We start from the raw sequence: 17,757 nt of genomic DNA, 5'->3' as shown, positions 1-17,757 counted from the left end.
CCGGACGGGAAGCACCCGTCAGGGGTCAAAGGGATGAAACTACGGTCGATGCGTCCGGAGGACGCGGGGAAAACACCATTGGGCTGTCGGAACATGGCTTGCGGCCAGGTTCAAGGGTTAAGCGGTCACTTCCGCGAACAGGTCATCGGAAAGCCAGTCCATCGCTTGTGGCGATGTGCTGATCTCCTCCAGGAAGCGCTCGGCACGCGCGACAGGCACTGGCAGCTCTGCAGGCGCAACAGTGTCATCCGTTGGAGCCAACAGAACGTCAGGCGCGGCCGCTACGTCAACCACGATCGAGTCACCGGCGCCGTCCATCTGCTGCAGCACCAGGTCCGCGATGGCCTGCGGATCTGCATGCTCCAGCATCGACAGTCGATCCAGCAGCGGGACGGTGTCGACTTGCGTCAACTCGCCCCACCGGGTGATCTTCTCCGACAGGCTGGCGGCACGACTGATACCTTCCGCGCGACTACGCACGGCGGGCAAGACGCGGCCTTCCAGCTTCACTTCGGCAGCGCCCGCAAACAGCACGCCAATGGCGTCGCGATCGACCACCTGACGGTGCTCCTCGTCCACGACCCAACGGATGCGCACGAACTTGTCGGAAGCCTGCGCCGCCACGCGGGCCAGCTCCGACATGTCGGGCGGGCCATCGAAGTCGATGCACAGGGTCTCGCGGGCCGGCGTCACCACTGGGGTGGTTGTTGCGCGTCCCGGCGTGACGTGCCATTGCAGGTAGGTCTTGTCCCCGATCTCGCCATAGTGAAAGCGCCCGATCGAGCCCGGATACGCCACCAGCCGGCCCTCGCGGTCCCATTGCTGGGCGCGATGAATATGGCCGAGCATGAAGCCGTCGCATTCCGCATCGAACAGCGCCCCAATGGTGAACTCGTGATCGAATCCGGCCATCGGCACGCCGTGCTCAGTCTGGCAGCCGTTCACGGTGCCGTGCGAGATACCCACTGTGCGAATGCCCCGGGACCGCAAGGCCCGGTTCACCGTGCCGGCCGCATGCAGGTAGGTGGCCAGATGGTCCCCCACCGCGGTGGCGGCCTCGGTTGTCCCGACTGCGGCAGCGAGCATGGCCTTGTTGACCGTAGGGACGCAGGTGAAGACCACCTCCGGCACCCCGCTTGCGAGGAGCCCTTCGATTTCCGCTGGCGTGAACAGCGCGCCGGTGGACGGAACGAACGCCCCATCGCGCAGCGCCACCTGGTGAATCCGGTCGGCAATGTAGACCGGGTAGCGGCCGCCAACGAGACGAAACAGATCCAGCGTGCCGGGCGGCTCGTGTGAATAGGTTCCCTGGAGCATGACGACGGCCATGTGCTCAGAGAGCTGCTGGATACGTTCGGCCAGCACACGCAGTGCTGGAGTGTGTGCGTCCAGGCGATGGTCGGTCGAGTCGCCGGAGACGACGCCAACGCGACTGCCGGCGGCGATCGCATGTTGGACCGCGAAGCCAAAGCAGCGATCTGCCTCGGCGAGATGGCCGGGCGAGTAGTGCAGGTCAGAAAAATGAGCCAACAGCAGGCTCTCATTTGCGTCGAGCATGATGTGATTCTCCAAAGGGAAAGTTGCGCCGGCATGGCGCAGGCATGGAAAGGTGCGGCCGGTGTGGCCACAGGTGAAGGGGAAAGGGGAATTCCAAAGAGTGAACGACGCTATTGCGCCGTTCACCCTCGATGCCGTCAAACCGGCAAAGTCGCCTCGCGCACGCGGGCGCGGACTTGCTCGCGGAAGGCCATGGGGTTGGCCAGCGCCGTCTGCATCTCGCCGATCAGGCTGTCGATGTCCTTAGGCCGCTTGGTCCAGCCTTGCCCATACTCGATACGGGCAAAGGTCAGCAGGTCCATCTTCTCCTGCCCCGCTGCCATGCCGAGGCGGGCGGCAAGGTCGGCCAGCATGCTCTCGCGATCCTCGGGGTCGGATGCGCCAGCCATGGGCGGCGTGCCCGGTTCTCCTGCCGTGCGTTCCGATACCGCGGCGACTGCAACGGCGTCCGCGAACTCTCCGGCCGACGCCAACGGCACATCGTCCGTCGCTGCCAAACCGCCTTCGAGCAACGCAACCGCATGGTTTGCCCCCTCGATGGCGAGCTGGTCAGCACCATCCAGCAGCGCGCCCAGGTCGATCTCCGCATCTAGCATGGTGAGCATCTGTTCCTGCCGAATCGGCAGGCCATCCTCACCGATGCGGGTGATCTCGACGGCCTTCTTCGAGAGCCAGAACCGCATGCCGGCCAGGCGTCCACCGCGTGCCATTGCCACCGTCTGCATGGCGGCATACGCCTTTTGCAGGACGTAGATGGAGTTAGTGGGCAATTCGATCAGCCCAAGGCCGCGGACGTCCGGAATCGCAAAGAAGAAGCTCGCGCTGAGATTGCATTTGCGATCCTGGTACTGCGGACACTGATGCGGATCACATATGCCGTCGGGAATGGCATTGTCCTGGCGCAGGATGATGGTCCGCCCGCCGAACAGACGCTTTGCGCGTTGCGCGCGCTGATCGACTTCCGGCGCTGCGTACATCTTGCAGTATCGCTTGCCGTCCGGCCCATAGTCCGAAAAATACTGCAGGCCCCGTGAGCCCCACACCTTCAGCTGGTTGGGCATGTTGGCAAGCCAGTCGTCGAAGGCGAAAATCACCGGGAAACGCCACAGCTTGAGCCCGTCGCCGCGATCTTCCCCGTACTTCTGGAGAATCTCCTCGGCGGTGGCCGGGTTGGTGAAGTCCGAACCGCGGCAGGTGAACCACCCGGTGTTCTTGGGTACCAGCGCATTGCGAAGCTTGGTTTTGCGCTCGATTTCGTTGCCGATGGATTCGAACGACTCGCCAAGCGCCAGCATCGCGTCGTGGATCTTGACGGCCTCCGGGTTGGCCTTCGCCGCCTTGGTGAGCACCTTGATGCCCGGGCGGATCTTGCCAATGATCGGGGGCCTGGCCGGCCGTTCCTCTATGAGACTGCGGGGACTGCTGAAGTCGTTGTAGCCAATGGCTCGTTGCATGATGCGCTACTCCTTCGTTCAAGGAATTGAACGACGGCGACGCGGATAGACGCAGCATGCTCCCGAAGGCGCAGGGCTGTGTCGGCCCCGCGCTGGGTCGTTACTTGGGAAAGGAACGCCGCTCGCGCGGGTTCCGCTAGACCGGCCACGTGGGCCGCTTCGCACAAACTTCGCCACGCGTGCGGCATATCGACATAGTCGGGCCGCCTACGGGCAAGCGTGGCCGCAATCGCGGCGCGAATCTCGGAATTCTGGTCGATGGCAGACAGCATGATCAGCTCCTGTTCGAGGGTTCCTACAAACAAAAAAAGCCCGCTCCGGCGATGCGGAAGCGAGCTTGTTCGCAGGAAAACCCGTTGCCACGCCCCTTCCGGGGGCGTGGCAAACAGGGAGCCATGCGCCAACGCGCAGGCTCTATGTGAGGACGTAAAGTCGTCCTCGTGCAGCATGGTCACGCTGCACTACAACCCATTGAGAACCGAAGTTCTTCCGCAGGGATCACGGATCAGCCGACGACGGCCGTTCTGCCCAGGAGGGGCCAAGAGAGAGAGACCCACAGGGTCCCGAGCTCGAACGGTGTCCACAGCGCATGCGAGAAGCAGCACTGATGAAGGACGCGTTTTACGGATGATAGATGGGGAGCAAATGGCGAAAATGCTCATCACAAGAGAATGTCCACACCGGTAGCCAACCGGTCGGCGCATGCGCTAAGGCACGACTTGAAAATGCTATGGACTCGCGAGGGAGTCAGGTCGATGCGTCGGAGACGCGAGAAGTGAGATCATTATGCATCGATTGCGCGGCGTGTGAATCCCGGAAAGCTCACGAAAATCGTATAGCTTTTGCTGGGAACCATGTGCTTGTCTTGGCGGACAATTCCGAGCGAGAGAGAACCCGCCGAAAAGGATATGGCCAACCCCGACACAGATGGGAGCGTCCCCGGAGCAGAGGACGAACGCGAAGACGACGAATCGACCCGCCGCAAGGCGGCTGGCTTACGCCCTATCTTGCGGCTCGGCAGCGACCATCGCCTTGCCCGAATCCAGCCCGAGACCGATTCCCACGCCGTCGTCATCTATTGTTCAACATTCGTCCGTGACTTCGTGGCGCGAGACTATAATTTCTGCGCTTCCAAGTTCACTTTGTCCCGCGGCGGCAAGCTCAGGGCGCTGGACACAGCGTTCCGCGACGCAGAAGAAGGGTTCGCTAAGGCGATTGGCTGGCTGGAAAGTCGACCTAGCCTGGATATTCCTCTGCTTACGGACAAGCAAGCCGTCGAACTCAAGCATCCACTGTCGGGCCGCCTGGTACGTCTACTCAACCAGCACGACCGGATTTTTACCCTGTCGCTGTGTGCCATGACCGCGGGCGGCATCTCGCCGCAAGACCGCAACGCCGCCATCGAACACGCATCGCGGCGCATTTCACTGATTCACTCCATTTGTTTGCCTGACAACGATCAGTTCGCAGGGGAAGGCACCCGCCTCTCTGCACTCAATCGTTAGCCGCGCTACCCATCCCACCTCTGAAGGACGACAACATGGATTTGCGCGAAATCCAGCAACTGCACGCGCAGTTTGCCCGCCAGCCGATCACGATTGACTTGCCGGTTCGCAACGGTATCAGCGAACCGTTGGCACTCCCTTCGCCATCACAGGTCCGAACGGCAGCACGTCAGCAATGGACGGCGCTCGGGCAGCGAACGAGAGTGCTGGCGCTGGTATTTGGCATCATCGGCGCTGCCGCGGTTGGTGGCATCTTTGTCGCCAAGATGCAGCATCAATGGACAGGTGCTGCGGACGCCCGCCCGGCTACGGATGTCGCTGACACCAGTCAGCCTGCTGCCGCAACGGTCGCTCCGGTGCCCGCTCCGAGTCAAGTCCAGACCCAGGCGCACACAGCCTCCAGTGCGCCCGATGTCGCACTGCCCGCAGACGCCCTCGCGCCGGCATCGGCGAAGCCTCTGGCAAGACCTGAAGACCCACCACCTCCGCAATCTGTCGCCAATCGGCGAGCCACGGTCACTGGTGCTGAATCATCGGCTCGCGGTATCGCTCCCGCCGCAGCACCGCAACGTCACCCCACGTCGACGCCAGCAACGGGAAGCCCGACTAGTCCGCAGAAGGCGGCGGCACCTCACATGACTGAAGTGAAGATGTTCTGAGGGGAGATCATATGGAAAAACCTATTGCTATCAGCCTGCTCAACTATGGCATCTGCACGCACGGAGACGTGGTCGCAGACCACGGCATCTCCTGCGGCGGCCTGATTGAGGGCAACATGACGGTAACGCAAGGCCTGCTGCATGTGGCAGCTGGGGCCGTTATTCGGGGCCGCGCGGAAGGCGAGCACGTCTTGATCGAGGGCACCGTTGAAGGTGGTGTCGCTGCCCGCGCTTCGCTCGAGATCAACGGCCGGGTAAAGGGCGACATCATCTACGCCGGCTCGATCCGCCTGGGACCGAATGCGGTCCTCGAGGGGCGCGTCACTCGCACCGCTTTCCCGACGGCAGTGCCTCTGACGACGGAGACCAACACCGGTCCGGCCCCAACGCAACAACCCGAGGTCGCTGATCAGACCGCTTGATCTGGCAAATTCTCCGAATATGTCGGGCTTCCCGAGAGTCAGGTGGCGCGCGGTCTGGCCAGTCCAACACGTTGGACAGAGATTCGGAGAATGGCGACATAAATCTGTCGTGTTTTGACGGAAGCAACCCCCTCATCAAGGGTAGGCGACTGGCATGCCAGCCGCAGAGACCCACCTGCGTTCCTTCGTCCTTCGACCGTACCTCAGATAGTTTTTTTGGCAGATTTCTGCGTTAAGTCGTCCTATGGTGCAGCGCCCTCCCCCAACAAAAAGCCCCGGGACAAGCCCGGGGTTGGTTCAAACGATCACCTCCAGCGCCTCACCAAACGGCGGCGGAGCAATCCGATGGAGCGGCGTGGTCGAGGCCCACAGAGTGGGATACGCCGGCGGCGCAGACGGAAACTTCCCGTGCATGTCCGTCAGGTAGACCAGGAACGCCGGAGCAATTCCCTGTTCGTCCAGCCAGTCAAATGGCGCCACGAAACTCGTGCCGCCACCTCCCCGGATGGGGCCCAGCTCGATGGCCTCGCCCCGTTCAAAGCATTGCACCTGCGCGATGCGGGTGTCACAGTCCACCACGAACAATCGGCGCGGCTGCAGCGAAGCGAAGACCGCTTCGATTTCCGCCCCGAACTGCCGTTGCGTCTCGTCGAACACCGAACCGCTGGTGTCGCGCACGAAGACCGCATCTCCGACTGACTGATCATGCAAAGCCGGCAGGTACAGCCCCATGTGGGTGTACCGCCGGTTCGGCATCGCCCAGCTGTAGTCCGAGCGGGTCTGCTCAAAGGCAAAGCGGTGCAGCACCGCACGCCAGTCCACAGAAGCCCGTGTGGCTGACTCCACCATCGCACTCAACTCGCCGGGCAGCTTGCCACGCATCTGCGCGGCCTTCGCCGCCTGCATGGTCGCCACCTTCCACTCGTTGGCCAGCGTCTGCTGGTCTGCTTGCGGTTGCTGGCGAACTTCGCCGGGCGAAAACTCTGGCGTGCCCTGCGACGGATCGTCACCGGCCTTGCCATCTGCATTGCCGTCTTGGGCATCGGGCTTAGGCGGCGACCCGCTCTCACCCTGGCCGTTGCCGTCCTGCTGTGGCTGTGGCTGCGGCTGTTGCTGTTGCTGTGGCTGGTTCGATGCTTCCTGGCGCAGCATGGCATAGATCTCCTCCGCGGACTTGCCAAGGAAGCGCCCATCGATGAGCGTGCCGGCCGGCAACTGCAAGCCGGCATTGAGCACCAATGGATTGATCGCATAGTCACATGCCTCATTCCAACGGGCGGGATCGCGGACGCCACGGCGCCAGCAATGCCCGTTGGCCGGATGCAAGACCTCGTGCGCCAGACAGCCGCGCAGCTCAAGATCGCTCAGGGTGGCGACGTACGCTGGGTTGTACCCCAGCGAAACGCCATCCACCCAGAACGTCTTGCACGACGGATCCTCGACCAACTGCAACCGCATCAGCAACGCTCCGAAGAACGGTTGCGACAGGATGAGCTGGGAACGCTGCTTCGAGATTCGATCGCGCATGCTGGCCTCACGCAGTCAGCATTTCAAAGAGCTGCGAGGTCTGCGCCGGCGCCTCCGACATGACCGACGGCGGCGGACCGCCCATGAAGGCGGCCATCTGTGCCTCGATTTCCATCGCCTTCTCAGCCACCTGCTTGCGCAGGTCGGTCGAGTTACGCAGGTCCAGACCGCTATGCCGGGCCAGATGCTGCTGAGTCTCCTCCAGGATGCGCGTGAGCGCCGGGTCCCCGGAGAAATTCAGCTTCGGCAGCAGCGCACTCAACTCGCGCACCTTGTCGGCCACGTCCAATCGCACGTTCGTGGCCCCATACAGGCGGTTGGCGAAGTGCTGCACGGCTTCAAAGAGGCGCCCGACCAGGTCGTCGTTCGCCGTCTTCACCGCGCCGAGCACGCGCTGGTCCATGTCGGACCGCAGGCCTTCCAGCACGTTCGCCGGCAGCGCAATGTCGAATTGGCTCGCATCCGGAAACGGCAGGACCGCCAGGCGCATGCCGAACTTCTTGGCCAGCTCCGCCGGCGTTGGATAGTCCGCTTCGTCGAAGAGGCCATTCAACGCCGACCGCGCCTCTTCCTTCAGGCGCGGATAGTCCGCGAGAAACACCGCGGTTGCGGTATTGAACTCGTCCTGGAACTGGCGCTGGCGGTCGGCGACCTCCATGTAGATGTCGGTGGGCAGCAGCCGTACGCCCAGTTGGTCATAGTCCAGCGAGTGTGCATCGAAGTAGGCCCGCGCGCGGTTGGCAATTGCGCACACCTCCTTGTAGGACGTGGCGCCTTCGGTCAGCAGCTTCTTGTTGAAGCGGCCAATGTCCTTGGCGTCATGATTGGCTTCGACCTCCTCGGTGGCCCGGGTGTCGAACTTGCGCGCGCGCCACACCGACGTGTTGAAGGTGGCGAGCATGACGCGCTTGGTGATGTTGGTAATGTTCATGATGAGTCCTGGAAATCGGATGGATACGGCAGAAAAGGAAACGGCGAGCCACATGGCTCGCCGTCAGGGGATGAAGAAGAAAAAGGGGTTGGTTGCCTGGATCAGTTGCCGAGCAGCAGCTCGCCGAGCTTGCCGCCCTGCGCATTGATCCACGCCGGTGTGGCGCAGATGCGCGAGTCGCGGCGGGCTGCGTCCGTGGCCAGCATCACAGCGAACTCACCGAGATGGGCTTCGAACAGGCGATTGGCATACACCATCACGCGATCGAAGTTGTTCTCGTTGGCGACCGATGCCAGCGCCGAGCAGATGGCGAACTGCGCTGCCACGTTGTCCGGGATCCTGGCGGATTCCGGCGCGGCCAGCACCGAATCCACGCTGGGCAGCTCGCGATAGATCTGGCGGAAGGACTCAAACTCGAGCGCTGCGCCCTCGCCTACCGCGCCGGCCGTGACGATGATCTCCATGCCCGGCGGCACCAGCGGCAATTGACGCGCCACGTGCCCCCAGCCTCGCGGCGACGGCTCGTTCTCGACCTCCTTGCTCCGCTTTGAAGAGAGCAGCAAGTCGGGCCGGAAGCGCAGGAACGCGATCAGCACCGGCGGCACGCCGTTCGTGACGGCCCAGCGCGTCCAGTCCTCGAGCGTCGGTTCCAGCTCCACGATGGTGCTGAAGCGGGATTTCAACGGATCGAGGATGTTGGACACCGCCGCGTTGTCGCTGCGACGGTTGGTCGCCGCGACAAAGGTGACGTGGTCCGGCAGGACGTGTTCACCGATACGCCGTGCGAGCAGCAGCTGCATCTTGGCGGCCTGGACGGCCGGGGAGGCCTGTCCGAGGTCGTCGATAAACCAGACCATGGGGCGCGTGCTGTTGAGCGCCGTGGCCAGGTCCCCGAAAGGCAGGAACTTGGCGCCGGCACCGTCTGTTGCCGGAAACGGCAGGCCCTTGGAGTCGGTTGGATCCTCCACCACCGGGTGGGAAATCAGAAGGTCGTAGCCGGCGGCCTTGGCGGCACTGGCGACGATATCGCTCTTGCCGATGCCAGGGGCACCGGTAATGAGGACAGGCAGGCGTGCCGGAATGAAGGCTGCGAGAAGCGTTTGCAGCTGGAGCGGATTGACTTTCATGGGAATTCCTAAAGGGGATCCCACAAAGCCACCTTGCCCACAGGGAAGGTGTCCCTGTGGGAAGGTTCAATGAATGCGCCAGCAGTGCTGGCTTGGGTCGATGCGTCGCTAGACGCGGGTAAAACGCTGTTTGGACTGATCCGTATCAGTGCGAACAACGCTTCATCGACAAGACTACAGGCAACGCGGCACGAGCGGAATGCCGAAAGGCGAGAGATTGCGTATGGCTTATGAGGGAGAGAGGTCCCCCGGCGCAAGGCCGGGGGAAATTTGCAAGGAAGCTCACGCCGCCATCGCTAGCGCGGTGACCGGCTCGGACAGGCGGGCACGGGCATAGTCCAGCGTGCCATCCTTGGCCCGCAGGCGCCGGGCGGTGCGTGTCGCGGGCTGCTCAATGTAGTAGACCCGAGCGCTCCCACGCGGGAAGTGCCGAATCTGGCTGAAGCCTTCATCGATGCACAGATCCACGTACTCCCGGCCGTTCATCCGCTTGCCATTCAAGTTCCAGCGCGAGGCCTCCGCACGCTTGCGCGCACATTCGGCGTCTTGCTCCTGCAGGCGCTCAGATTTCGCGGCCAGGGCCTGAAGCTCCCACTGGTGCTGCTCCGACTCGGAAAAGCCGCACATCTCAAAGATGCGGCGACGGCGCGTTGTCGCGGGGACTCCCGTCAGCGCGACACCACACACCTCACGCAGGGCACGCTTGGACGACGTGTTGCGGTCGTTCGGCGTATCCAGGATCTGCAGCAGCATCGCGATGTCCCGCTGCAGCACGGCGAGCGCGAAGCGGTTGGGCCAGCTGAAGCTGGCATGGCCGCGTTCTACGGCGGCCATGGCCATTTCCGACTGGAAGCGCCGCTCACTGAGGTTGCCCTTGGTCCGCTCCGCTGCCACTCGCTCAACGTGCTTCGCATATCGCTTTGCACCGATCAAGGCGTGCAAACGTGCGGCCAGCGGCGACACCGGTTGGGCATCGTCTCCGGTCGGGGCCTTGCCCAACGGGGCGGAGAGCGGTGGGACCACTTGCGCGGCATACAGGGCATTGTCGACGTCGACATGGGTGCAGTCATCAGGCAGCAGCTTCACCAGGGCAATCAGGCGTGCAGCGTTGCGCGCCGTGATCGCCAGCTTGTCATGGCGCATCACCGAGCACAGCGCTTGCAGCTTGTTGGCGGACAGTGCACCCCGTAGCGCTGGTACCTCGATCAACGTTGGCAGCCAGTGCAGGTCGTGGCGCCCGGCATCCACGGCATCGCCGTCACGGAGGTAGGCGTTCAAGATGCAGTCCCGGACAGGTTCGCCGCGCTGCAGGGCATAGGCGACGTGGACCTCATGGCGGCAGTTCGTGCCAGCACCCTGCGAGTACTCCGGTCCGGTGGTCCCGTAGCCGAAGCGCCGATAGAACTCTTCATGCACGAAGCTGCTCGCGTTGAAGGGCTCTGCCACCGCAAACAGGTCGAGGTTCGCAGACTGGGGATTCCCAACCTGGTCCGGATCGACTGCCTCGTTGGTGAACACCGCCAACCGTCCAGCCGCAGCCACCGCTTGCCAGGAGGTGCGGCTCATTTCATGCGGACGCAGCACCTTACCGTCCGGCCGGACGATGTAGCTGTCTACCTCATCCAGGATAGAAGCCAGAATGGCCTTCGCTTCTCCGGCTGGCCGCACCGCGAATTGCCCCGACGGGAGTCGCAGCACAGGAATGGCGCCGCGCTCGACATGCCGCACAGCGATATCCTCAGCGCGCATGCCGGGCTTCGGGCCAGGCTCGAGGTTCAGAAGGGCCAACACGCCGGCGAGCGTCGTGCGGCTTTCGACCCGTTCCAGGCCGATCGAAATGACATACATGACTTGCTCCGTGAGCGAATGGAGCAAGCCCATCGGGGCATTGCCCCGTATGGGTTGAGAGGTAACGGCTGTGCGAGATCAGACTCGCGGGCGCAGGTAGGCGCTTGCCGAAGCATCCGCGGCGGCGTCCGCGCGGGCATCAGCAATCCAGTCGAGCAGCTCGGCGGACTGGATCCTCCAGACCGGGCCACGCGCGAAGCCCGTGGCGAGCGTGCGCACCGGCACGAACAGGTCTGTCTCGAGCAATGCCGCCAGGACGTCATCTGGAACATTCCACGCCGCTACGAACACCTCATCGTCCGCCAGCTGCTGGCCGGGAACATTGGAAGTGAGATCGACGTAGGACATGAAGTCGTCGGCGCAAATGAGGGACAGCGCCGGGCGATTGTTGCTTTGGTAGACATGAACCCGCAGATGCAGGCCTGCCGGGTAGCTGGGTACGCCAGCGCAAAGGATGCGGTCTTCCATGGGGGGACTCCTGAGTACAGGGGCGCCCCATCGGGGCGCGCCCCGCGTGGGTGGTAGATACAAAAAACGCATCCCGGGGGATGCGCAGAGCAGACGTCCAGGCGAACCCGGAAACCTGAGAGGATCGATGGCGGTCAGTCCTTGTGAACGCGACGGCCGTTGCGGTCGGCCCACAGGAAGTAGCCTGCCAGTGCCAAAGCCGCCAGCAAAATATAGGGACCAAACATCACTTTTCTCCTTTTGAAAGGATCGCGCCTACGCCGAATAGTACTACGGCAGTGGCTATCAGACTTGCGCTGTTGGCAACGGACGGCCAGGACCAACCCGGCTTGCTGGCGATATAACCACCAGCCGCTACCGCGGCGGCGGCCGAGAGCGTATGGAGATAGCGCCCGTACTGCAGGCGTTGGTCCTTAGTGGGCGCCTCCATGGCCATACGGGCTTCCTGCAGCCATCCTTGCCTTGCTGCCTTGGAACGGTCAACGCGATACTTTGCGCCATCCTCGCGAATGAGCGGATATTGGAAGCCATTCTCGAGCAACAAGAGGACATGCCGCTCCCCCAGCGCGGTGGAAGCGTCCACAAGACTGTCCACGCGCGCCGGCAGCATGACAAGCCCGGAACTTCGCTCGTAGTGCACCGAGCATGAGAACTCATCCCCGCTCGTCGACTTCAACAGGACTTTGGCGATCTGGGTCATCGCTGCCTCTTCAGCTGCGCCGGCCAGCCACCACGCGCAGCGTGGCGACGAGCGACGCATAGCCTTCCGGGGAGCCAATCGACTGCAGGCAGACAGCATTGTCGCGACCGCCTGTGTGGTCGTCGCGGCCGCGGCAGGTGCGAAAGCTCATGCTGGCGGCCGTCTGCTGCGGCGCGTGGGCAATCTGCACATACAGCGTGTCGGTGTGCAGCGCATAGAGGTCAGCCTGATGGCGACGATGGCGGCGTTCGCGGACGGTGAAGTCCCGCTGGCGCAGTCCAAGGTCGCTCGCCAGGCGGCGAATGACGCGCGAGGCATCGCGCTTGAGGGTGGCGCAAGCGGCGGCGTTGCCGGGCTGGTGCGGTCGGGAAAAGGATTTTGGGATTTTCATGGCAGTCTTTGGTAAATCGGGACAGCCATCCCCACGGGACAGTGTCCCGCAATGGGTGAAGGTCTGGGCAAGCCAGACAAGGGTTCGATGCGTCGAAGACGCGATCAAAGGGTGCTTGCCGAATCGGCGCTCGATTGAGCAAACGCCCTCCTCTGGCTGCGCAAACGCCCAGGGCGCCGCGCAAGCCAGCGAAGTGATCAGTCGAGGTCCAGCGCGCAATTGATGGCGCGCGCCGTCTGCCAGGCCTGTTCTCGATTGAACATCTTGGCCGAGACCAGTTTGCGTAGCGTAGTGCTACTGGAGGGCCCCTCTACGATCGTTGCGATGTGATCGACGTGGACACGCCAGCCTTCCGACATACCGCGCTCCACAGAGACTGCGAAGCGGTGGCGGGCATGCTCAGCTGGCCAGGGCGCGGTGGGTCGAAGACCATACTGGGCCTCATTGGCGTCAGCGAGGAAGTTTGTCGGGATGATCCACTCCGGCTCGAGTTCGATCGCACGTAGGGTGAGTGCGAGCAGGTCGGAAACTTCCTGAACGGTCTTGCCTTCGGTAGTGATCGGGGAAACGGTTTGCATAGTCGGCTCCAGAAAGGGGACGCCGCTCACGGAGGCGGCGCCCCGTGGGTGCAAAGGATGGTCCTGGACAAACCAGGCGCAGGTTTCGATGCGTCACATGACGCCATCAAAAGCGCTTGCCCAAGCGCGAACGCTGGGGCAAGCCCTCTCGGGCTTGCAAGGGATGGGAGAGCCGGCACGGCCCTCTAGTCATCGCGTCAGGCGGTAGTTGCTGCCCGACGAAACCAGGTAGAGCCGTTCGCCAGAGACGAACTGCTGCTCCGAGCCTTGCGTGACGACAAGCTGGCGGCCATTGTCCGTACGGACAATGACCTCCACGCCGTCGCGTTGCGACAGGTGTGTTGCGGCGAGCTGGCCGACGACGCCGGCCGCGGTACCCGAAAGGGCGCCGGCGATGTAACGACCATCGCCGCTGCCGATCACGCGGGCGCCAAGCACAGCACCAACCACCGTGCTGAGAATGGCAGGGACACCGGAGCTCGCGGAGAGCATCGAATCGCCAGCAATCACGACATTGCGCACGCGCAGCACGGTCACCTGCTCGACAGACCCGGTGCGCATGGCGTCGGATCCACGATAGGTGTTCGGCGAGGATTGCGCAGCACAGCCAGTGAACAGGCAAACGATGGCGACGAACAGGAAGAAACGCTTGAACATGATGGCCTCACATGCAAATGGGCCAACATGCCCACGGGCAGGAAGGCCCGTAGGGGGAAGAGAGAAGCTGTGCCAGCGATGCTGGCAAGGTCGATGCGTCTGGGACGCGAGAAGTGACAGTATCTTAGCAGGCCCAGTACAGCTTGTGTGCTGCTCTCAAACGTAACCGTCGATCCGAATGGAGCTAGGCGATACGGTAATCCGGACGGTCTTGCACCGCGCATTGGCCAGCGTATCCTTGAGCCCAGCGAGGGGCAGCCGCTCGCCGAAATCATCGCCACCGAAGCCGCGGCGAGCGTTCTCATAAAACGCCGCATCCTTGCTCGGATCGCACCCCTTAAAGTAGAAAAGGCATTGCTGCTCTGGTGTGGGGCCCGTGCTGTAGCCAACGTAGGCGCCATGATCCTTGGCGACGAAGAACGTATTGGAATTCGCAGCGTCGCAGAATGCGACAAGGCGCTCAACCTGAGAACGAACGAGGGTGATTTGAGGCATGGATTGCTCCTGAAAGGAAGGGGCACCGCCTGCGCCCTTACGGGGCACGCAATGCCCCTTCGGGTGGAAAATGGTCGGCGGCAAACGCCGCCGGGCGATGCGTTAGCGCTGACGAATCAGGACGAACCCGACCGCATAGGCTGCGACAGCGCCAGGCCAAAGGGAGAACTGATTCGCGATGAAGCCGGCGATGAGCGACAGCGAGCCGAAGTTAATCAGCACGCCGCCCCACTCTTCAACGCCCAGACGGGCGTAGTAGCGCGCACGTCCTGCGTCGTCCTGGTCCTTACTCAGAAGCCAGAGTCCGATGAACATGCCCGTCACGATGACGGCCGCCGCAAGCTGATACCAAAACAGCGTCTGGTCGACAAATTTCAGGATGGTTTGAGCGGGACGCACCGATGCCGGACCGCCTGTAATGACCGGCGCGAGCGCAGCCACACCGCCAAACGCGGTCCACAGAAGCAGGTTGGCGACAATGCGCGAGATGACTTGGGGAGTTTTTTCTTTGTTGTTCATGATGATTTTTAAGGAGAACAAGGGGTTGTGAGCGAGCGAACCGTTACGCTGCAGGCAATTGCCCGTTGGTGTCGGAACGTCCACAGGGTTAGCACGCGCGAACAGGCTCAAGCGAATCCGCCCAGAAGAGCAGAGCGGGGCCCTCTGCCGTGCGTGGTCGCACAGTGCCGACAAAGTCTTCGCGCCCGTAGAGGCTGACTCGCGTATTGTCGGTACCGTTGTGATGGAGATAGACGCCGCCGCGGTCGGAGGCGACGAGCTTGCCCTCCAGTGCCTGGAAGACGCGGTGAAAGTCATAGAGGTGGCGCGGGTCGTACTGCCCCGGCTCACCGCTACCCCGATGGGGTCCGATTGCACGACGATAGATGGGATAGCCGGCATCCGGGACGATGAACTCGCAAGGCGTGCCGGCGTGCACCAACTCGGCCCAGCCGGGCCGCTCGGTATCGAGGCGGAGTTCCAACGAGCCGAACTTGCCCCGCACTGCCCTCACGCTCTCAATGGCGCGGTGAGGCAGAATACAGCCGACGCAGACGGCGTCGCCAAGCTGATTGGCTTTCTCGGCCCGAAAGACGCCCATGCGTTTGCCGTCCATGGCAACCAGGCGAGTCTCGCGAGGCAAGGCCTCGACGTAGACACCATTGAGCCAGTAACGACAGTCTTCTTTGGGCGCAAGTAAGGCAATAGCCTTGAGCTGCCGCGGGTCAATCTGGATGATTTGTTTCACTTCTGTGCTCCGGGAAAGGATGGAGCACAGCCGCAGGGGACAGTGCCCCAGCGGGTGATAAACGCCTGACGAACTCAGGCCTCGAAAGGTCGATGCGTCGGTGACGCGAGAAGTAGCAGGGATCCTAGCACAGCCCCCGACTTCCCACTACCCTGCCACAGCGGAGGTTCCTGTTCCGCCCTTGGCGACGCGAGCCTTCAGCCGCGCCAGATATGCCACGATCTGGACATGTTGAGAGTCGCCGATACTCCCTAAGATCTCAACGGATAGCTCCTCGTTCGAACTCAAGGCACCTTTCGTTAGGTTGGCGGAACCAATCAGCGCTGTGTATCGCTCGTCATACTCGAAAAGGTAAAGCTTCGCGTGAAGGTAGAAATCTCGGACGAGAACGTGCGAGACATCGAGGGCTGCCAGTCTCTGCACCGCGCGCTGCTCAGTCTCCACCATCCGGTCGCCCTGATTTGAGTAGACCGTAATGATTGCGCCCGCGGCCACGGCAGCCTGCAGGTCCGGTTCCAGCGCAATCACCCCCTCTTCCTTTAGCCATCCCGAGACGATCACTACCCGGCGAACCCTCGCAAGTAGTTCGCGGACACGTACAAGGTGGTTCTTTCGCTTCGTCTCGTTGAAGATCAGCTCAACCATTCTAGATCCAGGCCGGCGAAGGCCACTCCCATTTTTGTGAAAGGTGCCAATGTAACGGATCAAAAAGAAAAACCCCGACAGTGTCGGGGGTGGTTGCATGCAATGTTGGGTCATGCGGCTTTCGTGCGCTTACGTGGCGACTTCGTTGGCAACTTGTAGCCGAAGCGCTCCCAGGCTGCCGGATCGACCGGCAGTGGGTTCGTCCGGCCAGCGGCCAGATTCACGAAGGCACCGCAGTATTGCAGCGTGCCCGTGCGAAAGAGCGTCCAGAGCAGGTTGTAAGCTTGCACGGCGATCGCCTGATTGATGACCAATGACTGCTTGCGCAGAGCATCGGCCATTGAGCAGGACGGCGCCGTATCAGCCTTGTCCCCTTTCGGGTTCAACAGCTCCGGAAACAGATCGCCCACGTGAGGCAGGCGCTCGGCGGCCTTGCCTCGGACCTGACCAAGAATGACCTGACCACTGTCCGATTCGTTGCCGCAGTCGAGGTAGTAGCCACCGGTGCCGCGTTGCATCGCGCCGAGGATCGCCTTGCGGGCGGCCCGCGTGTCGACACAGCCGATAACCATGTCGCACGTGAAGCGGTCCTTGCTGACAACCCGGCGTGTCTGCGCTTCCCAGCGGGTGCCCATCAGGTTATTCAACCGGTTCACCAGCAACGTAGCCTTGTACTGGCCTACGTCCACCGGATAGAACCCCTGGCGGCCCACGTTGGTTTCGCTCACCGTGTCGTCGTCATACACCGTGCAGTCAATGCCACCGGGATGGCCGAGCTCCAACATCGCATGATGCAGGCGGGCGAGATTCGGCAGCAAGGCGCTGCCGGTACCGCCGGCGCCGACAACCGCGACACTCCACGCCCGCTGTGTCATCGCAACGGGAATCTGATGGACGAGGCTCATGCGACCTCCCCGTAAGCTGCCGTTGCACGAAACCACGCGACCGGGATCGGCTTGACGTCTTCCATGATCCCCTTCGCGCACAGGCGCAATGCCAGTGATGGATACTGACGGCCACACTCTCCAACGACCAATGCGAATTTCACGTCGAAACGGTCGTCAGCATTGTCGGTCGAGGAGAAGCATGCTCGATGGCGCCCATGCGAATGGCAGTCCATCACCAGCACCTCCGCCTCTTCCAGCCGCGGCCGGTCATAGCGAAGGTGGCCAGGGCCATGCTCCAGGATTCGCACCGGAATGAGCCGAAACGCGCGGGTCTGGCTGCTCCAGACGATCCACGCGCCCGTCTCGTTCGGGTGGGCGTCGCGAGCCATGCGGGCAAACTGCCCAATCAACTCGAGCGGCACCTGACCGCAGTGAAGCTCAGTGGTCGGCTGGACAGCACCGTACGGGATGGGTGTCTCGAAGACGTAGGACGCCAGGCGACGTACCAGGCGTATCCACGGACGAGCGATTTCAAGGAAAATTCCGTTCTGGCCAATCAGGAGCCGTTCCCCGAACGTCTGCATCGGTTGCAGATCGCCGAAGCGCGGGACCATGACGGTCGGAAAGGACTGTTGCAGGGCAATATCAGCAGGATGCATG

Annotated in this window: 21 protein-coding genes; 3 read left to right on the top strand and 18 right to left on the bottom strand. The window is 62.6% G+C overall.

The features are described 5' to 3' along the window. Nucleotides 1-117 precede the first annotated feature (117 nt). The 3 genes from AC3FKH_RS21550 to AC3FKH_RS21540 all read right to left on the bottom strand — a co-directional run bounded on the left by AC3FKH_RS21550 (nucleotide 118) and on the right by AC3FKH_RS21540 (nucleotide 3,199). Nucleotides 118-1,557, bottom strand: a complete 1,440-nt coding sequence (locus tag AC3FKH_RS21550) for a metallophosphoesterase family protein (RefSeq protein WP_488677867.1) — start codon at nucleotides 1,555-1,557, stop codon at nucleotides 118-120. Nucleotides 1,558-1,694: 137 nt separating this feature from the next. After that, entirely contained in the window at nucleotides 1,695-3,011 is a 1,317-nt protein-coding gene (locus AC3FKH_RS21545; protein WP_488677865.1) for a recombination directionality factor, read from the bottom strand. Further along, nucleotides 2,960-3,199, bottom strand: coding sequence for a DUF7696 family protein (locus AC3FKH_RS21540; protein WP_488677938.1), 240 nt, complete (start codon nucleotides 3,197-3,199; stop codon nucleotides 2,960-2,962). Before AC3FKH_RS21540 ends, AC3FKH_RS21545 begins: the two co-directional genes overlap by 52 nt. Before the next feature lie 720 nt (nucleotides 3,200-3,919). Between AC3FKH_RS21540 and AC3FKH_RS21535 the strand changes: the two genes are divergently transcribed. From AC3FKH_RS21535 to AC3FKH_RS21525, 3 genes are read left to right on the top strand one after another with little or no spacing between them, the layout of a single operon-like run. After that, nucleotides 3,920-4,516 carry a hypothetical protein gene (locus AC3FKH_RS21535; protein ID WP_488677864.1) on the top strand — a complete coding sequence of 199 codons (597 nt, stop codon included), beginning with the start codon at nucleotides 3,920-3,922 and terminating at the stop codon, nucleotides 4,514-4,516. Nucleotides 4,517-4,551: 35 nt separating this feature from the next. Further along, complete coding sequence (locus AC3FKH_RS21530) at nucleotides 4,552-5,175, top strand: hypothetical protein (protein WP_488677863.1); 624 nt, start codon at nucleotides 4,552-4,554, stop codon at nucleotides 5,173-5,175. An 11-nt stretch (nucleotides 5,176-5,186) separates the two neighbouring features. Further along, nucleotides 5,187-5,597, top strand: a complete 411-nt coding sequence (locus AC3FKH_RS21525) for a bactofilin family protein (protein WP_488677862.1) — start codon at nucleotides 5,187-5,189, stop codon at nucleotides 5,595-5,597. 297 nt (nucleotides 5,598-5,894) lie between these two features. On the opposite strand, the gene AC3FKH_RS21520 is transcribed toward AC3FKH_RS21525, so the two are convergent. The 15 genes from AC3FKH_RS21520 to AC3FKH_RS21450 all read right to left on the bottom strand — a co-directional run bounded on the left by AC3FKH_RS21520 (nucleotide 5,895) and on the right by AC3FKH_RS21450 (nucleotide 17,756). Next, nucleotides 5,895-7,124: a vWA domain-containing protein gene (locus AC3FKH_RS21520; RefSeq protein ID WP_488677861.1), complete on the bottom strand. Its 1,230-nt coding sequence runs from the start codon at nucleotides 7,122-7,124 to the stop codon at nucleotides 5,895-5,897. A gap of 7 nt (nucleotides 7,125-7,131) precedes the next feature. Beyond that, complete coding sequence (locus tag AC3FKH_RS21515) at nucleotides 7,132-8,055, bottom strand: hypothetical protein (RefSeq protein ID WP_488677860.1); 924 nt, start codon at nucleotides 8,053-8,055, stop codon at nucleotides 7,132-7,134. Between the two features lie 101 nt (nucleotides 8,056-8,156). Next, nucleotides 8,157-9,182 carry an ATP-binding protein gene (locus AC3FKH_RS21510; RefSeq protein ID WP_488677859.1) on the bottom strand — a complete coding sequence of 342 codons (1,026 nt, stop codon included), beginning with the start codon at nucleotides 9,180-9,182 and terminating at the stop codon, nucleotides 8,157-8,159. 282 nt (nucleotides 9,183-9,464) lie between these two features. Beyond that, nucleotides 9,465-11,030, bottom strand: coding sequence for a hypothetical protein (locus tag AC3FKH_RS21505; RefSeq protein ID WP_488677858.1), 1,566 nt, complete (start codon nucleotides 11,028-11,030; stop codon nucleotides 9,465-9,467). Nucleotides 11,031-11,108: 78 nt separating this feature from the next. Beyond that, on the bottom strand, nucleotides 11,109-11,498 hold the full coding sequence (locus tag AC3FKH_RS21500; protein ID WP_488677857.1) for a hypothetical protein: 390 nt from the start codon (nucleotides 11,496-11,498) through the stop codon (nucleotides 11,109-11,111). Between the two features lie 226 nt (nucleotides 11,499-11,724). Continuing rightward, nucleotides 11,725-12,198, bottom strand: a complete 474-nt coding sequence (locus AC3FKH_RS21495) for a hypothetical protein (RefSeq protein WP_488677856.1) — start codon at nucleotides 12,196-12,198, stop codon at nucleotides 11,725-11,727. 10 nt (nucleotides 12,199-12,208) lie between these two features. After that, a complete protein-coding gene (locus tag AC3FKH_RS21490; protein ID WP_488677855.1) occupies nucleotides 12,209-12,589 on the bottom strand; it encodes a hypothetical protein in 381 nt (126 codons plus the stop codon). 197 nt (nucleotides 12,590-12,786) lie between these two features. Beyond that, entirely contained in the window at nucleotides 12,787-13,167 is a 381-nt protein-coding gene (locus tag AC3FKH_RS21485) for a hypothetical protein (protein WP_488677854.1), read from the bottom strand. A gap of 189 nt (nucleotides 13,168-13,356) precedes the next feature. Then, nucleotides 13,357-13,824, bottom strand: coding sequence for an outer membrane lipoprotein (locus AC3FKH_RS21480; protein WP_488677853.1), 468 nt, complete (start codon nucleotides 13,822-13,824; stop codon nucleotides 13,357-13,359). Nucleotides 13,825-13,980: 156 nt separating this feature from the next. Then, entirely contained in the window at nucleotides 13,981-14,319 is a 339-nt protein-coding gene (locus tag AC3FKH_RS21475) for a DUF3085 domain-containing protein (protein WP_488677852.1), read from the bottom strand. Nucleotides 14,320-14,421: 102 nt separating this feature from the next. Continuing rightward, complete coding sequence (locus tag AC3FKH_RS21470; RefSeq protein WP_488677851.1) at nucleotides 14,422-14,949, bottom strand: hypothetical protein; 528 nt, start codon at nucleotides 14,947-14,949, stop codon at nucleotides 14,422-14,424. Beyond that, nucleotides 14,927-15,565, bottom strand: a complete 639-nt coding sequence (locus tag AC3FKH_RS21465) for a hypothetical protein (RefSeq protein ID WP_488677850.1) — start codon at nucleotides 15,563-15,565, stop codon at nucleotides 14,927-14,929. Before AC3FKH_RS21465 ends, AC3FKH_RS21470 begins: the two co-directional genes overlap by 23 nt. Before the next feature lie 147 nt (nucleotides 15,566-15,712). Further along, nucleotides 15,713-16,210, bottom strand: coding sequence for a restriction endonuclease PLD domain-containing protein (locus tag AC3FKH_RS21460; protein WP_488677849.1), 498 nt, complete (start codon nucleotides 16,208-16,210; stop codon nucleotides 15,713-15,715). A 110-nt stretch (nucleotides 16,211-16,320) separates the two neighbouring features. Continuing rightward, nucleotides 16,321-17,115, bottom strand: a complete 795-nt coding sequence (locus AC3FKH_RS21455) for a PRTRC system ThiF family protein (protein ID WP_488677847.1) — start codon at nucleotides 17,113-17,115, stop codon at nucleotides 16,321-16,323. Continuing rightward, nucleotides 17,112-17,756: a PRTRC system protein A gene (locus tag AC3FKH_RS21450; protein WP_488677937.1), complete on the bottom strand. Its 645-nt coding sequence runs from the start codon at nucleotides 17,754-17,756 to the stop codon at nucleotides 17,112-17,114. Before AC3FKH_RS21450 ends, AC3FKH_RS21455 begins: the two co-directional genes overlap by 4 nt. Nucleotide 17,757: the final 1 nt, after the last annotated feature.

Source organism: Cupriavidus sp. 21MJTG02-4, assembly GCF_057798975.1.
The sequence above is the reverse complement of the archived record's forward strand: the minus strand, read 5'-3'. Positions and strand labels throughout refer to the sequence as shown.

Coding starts and splice junctions, on each gene's coding strand:
- AC3FKH_RS21485 (WP_488677854.1), bottom strand. CDS start 13,167: ATGCAAACCGTTTCCCCGATCACTACCGAAGGCAAGACCGTTCAGGAA.
- AC3FKH_RS21480 (WP_488677853.1), bottom strand. CDS start 13,824: ATGTTCAAGCGTTTCTTCCTGTTCGTCGCCATCGTTTGCCTGTTCACT.
- AC3FKH_RS21455 (WP_488677847.1), bottom strand. CDS start 17,115: ATGAGCCTCGTCCATCAGATTCCCGTTGCGATGACACAGCGGGCGTGG.
- AC3FKH_RS21515 (WP_488677860.1), bottom strand. CDS start 8,055: ATGAACATTACCAACATCACCAAGCGCGTCATGCTCGCCACCTTCAAC.
- AC3FKH_RS21540 (WP_488677938.1), bottom strand. CDS start 3,199: ATGCCGCACGCGTGGCGAAGTTTGTGCGAAGCGGCCCACGTGGCCGGT.
- AC3FKH_RS21520 (WP_488677861.1), bottom strand. CDS start 7,124: ATGCGCGATCGAATCTCGAAGCAGCGTTCCCAGCTCATCCTGTCGCAA.
- AC3FKH_RS21530 (WP_488677863.1), top strand. CDS start 4,552: ATGGATTTGCGCGAAATCCAGCAACTGCACGCGCAGTTTGCCCGCCAG.
- AC3FKH_RS21460 (WP_488677849.1), bottom strand. CDS start 16,210: ATGGTTGAGCTGATCTTCAACGAGACGAAGCGAAAGAACCACCTTGTA.
- AC3FKH_RS21450 (WP_488677937.1), bottom strand. CDS start 17,756: ATGCATCCTGCTGATATTGCCCTGCAACAGTCCTTTCCGACCGTCATG.
- AC3FKH_RS21545 (WP_488677865.1), bottom strand. CDS start 3,011: ATGCAACGAGCCATTGGCTACAACGACTTCAGCAGTCCCCGCAGTCTC.
- AC3FKH_RS21475 (WP_488677852.1), bottom strand. CDS start 14,319: ATGCCTCAAATCACCCTCGTTCGTTCTCAGGTTGAGCGCCTTGTCGCA.
- AC3FKH_RS21550 (WP_488677867.1), bottom strand. CDS start 1,557: ATGCTCGACGCAAATGAGAGCCTGCTGTTGGCTCATTTTTCTGACCTG.
- AC3FKH_RS21525 (WP_488677862.1), top strand. CDS start 5,187: ATGGAAAAACCTATTGCTATCAGCCTGCTCAACTATGGCATCTGCACG.
- AC3FKH_RS21500 (WP_488677857.1), bottom strand. CDS start 11,498: ATGGAAGACCGCATCCTTTGCGCTGGCGTACCCAGCTACCCGGCAGGC.
- AC3FKH_RS21495 (WP_488677856.1), bottom strand. CDS start 12,198: ATGACCCAGATCGCCAAAGTCCTGTTGAAGTCGACGAGCGGGGATGAG.
- AC3FKH_RS21510 (WP_488677859.1), bottom strand. CDS start 9,182: ATGAAAGTCAATCCGCTCCAGCTGCAAACGCTTCTCGCAGCCTTCATT.
- AC3FKH_RS21490 (WP_488677855.1), bottom strand. CDS start 12,589: ATGAAAATCCCAAAATCCTTTTCCCGACCGCACCAGCCCGGCAACGCC.
- AC3FKH_RS21535 (WP_488677864.1), top strand. CDS start 3,920: ATGGCCAACCCCGACACAGATGGGAGCGTCCCCGGAGCAGAGGACGAA.
- AC3FKH_RS21505 (WP_488677858.1), bottom strand. CDS start 11,030: ATGTATGTCATTTCGATCGGCCTGGAACGGGTCGAAAGCCGCACGACG.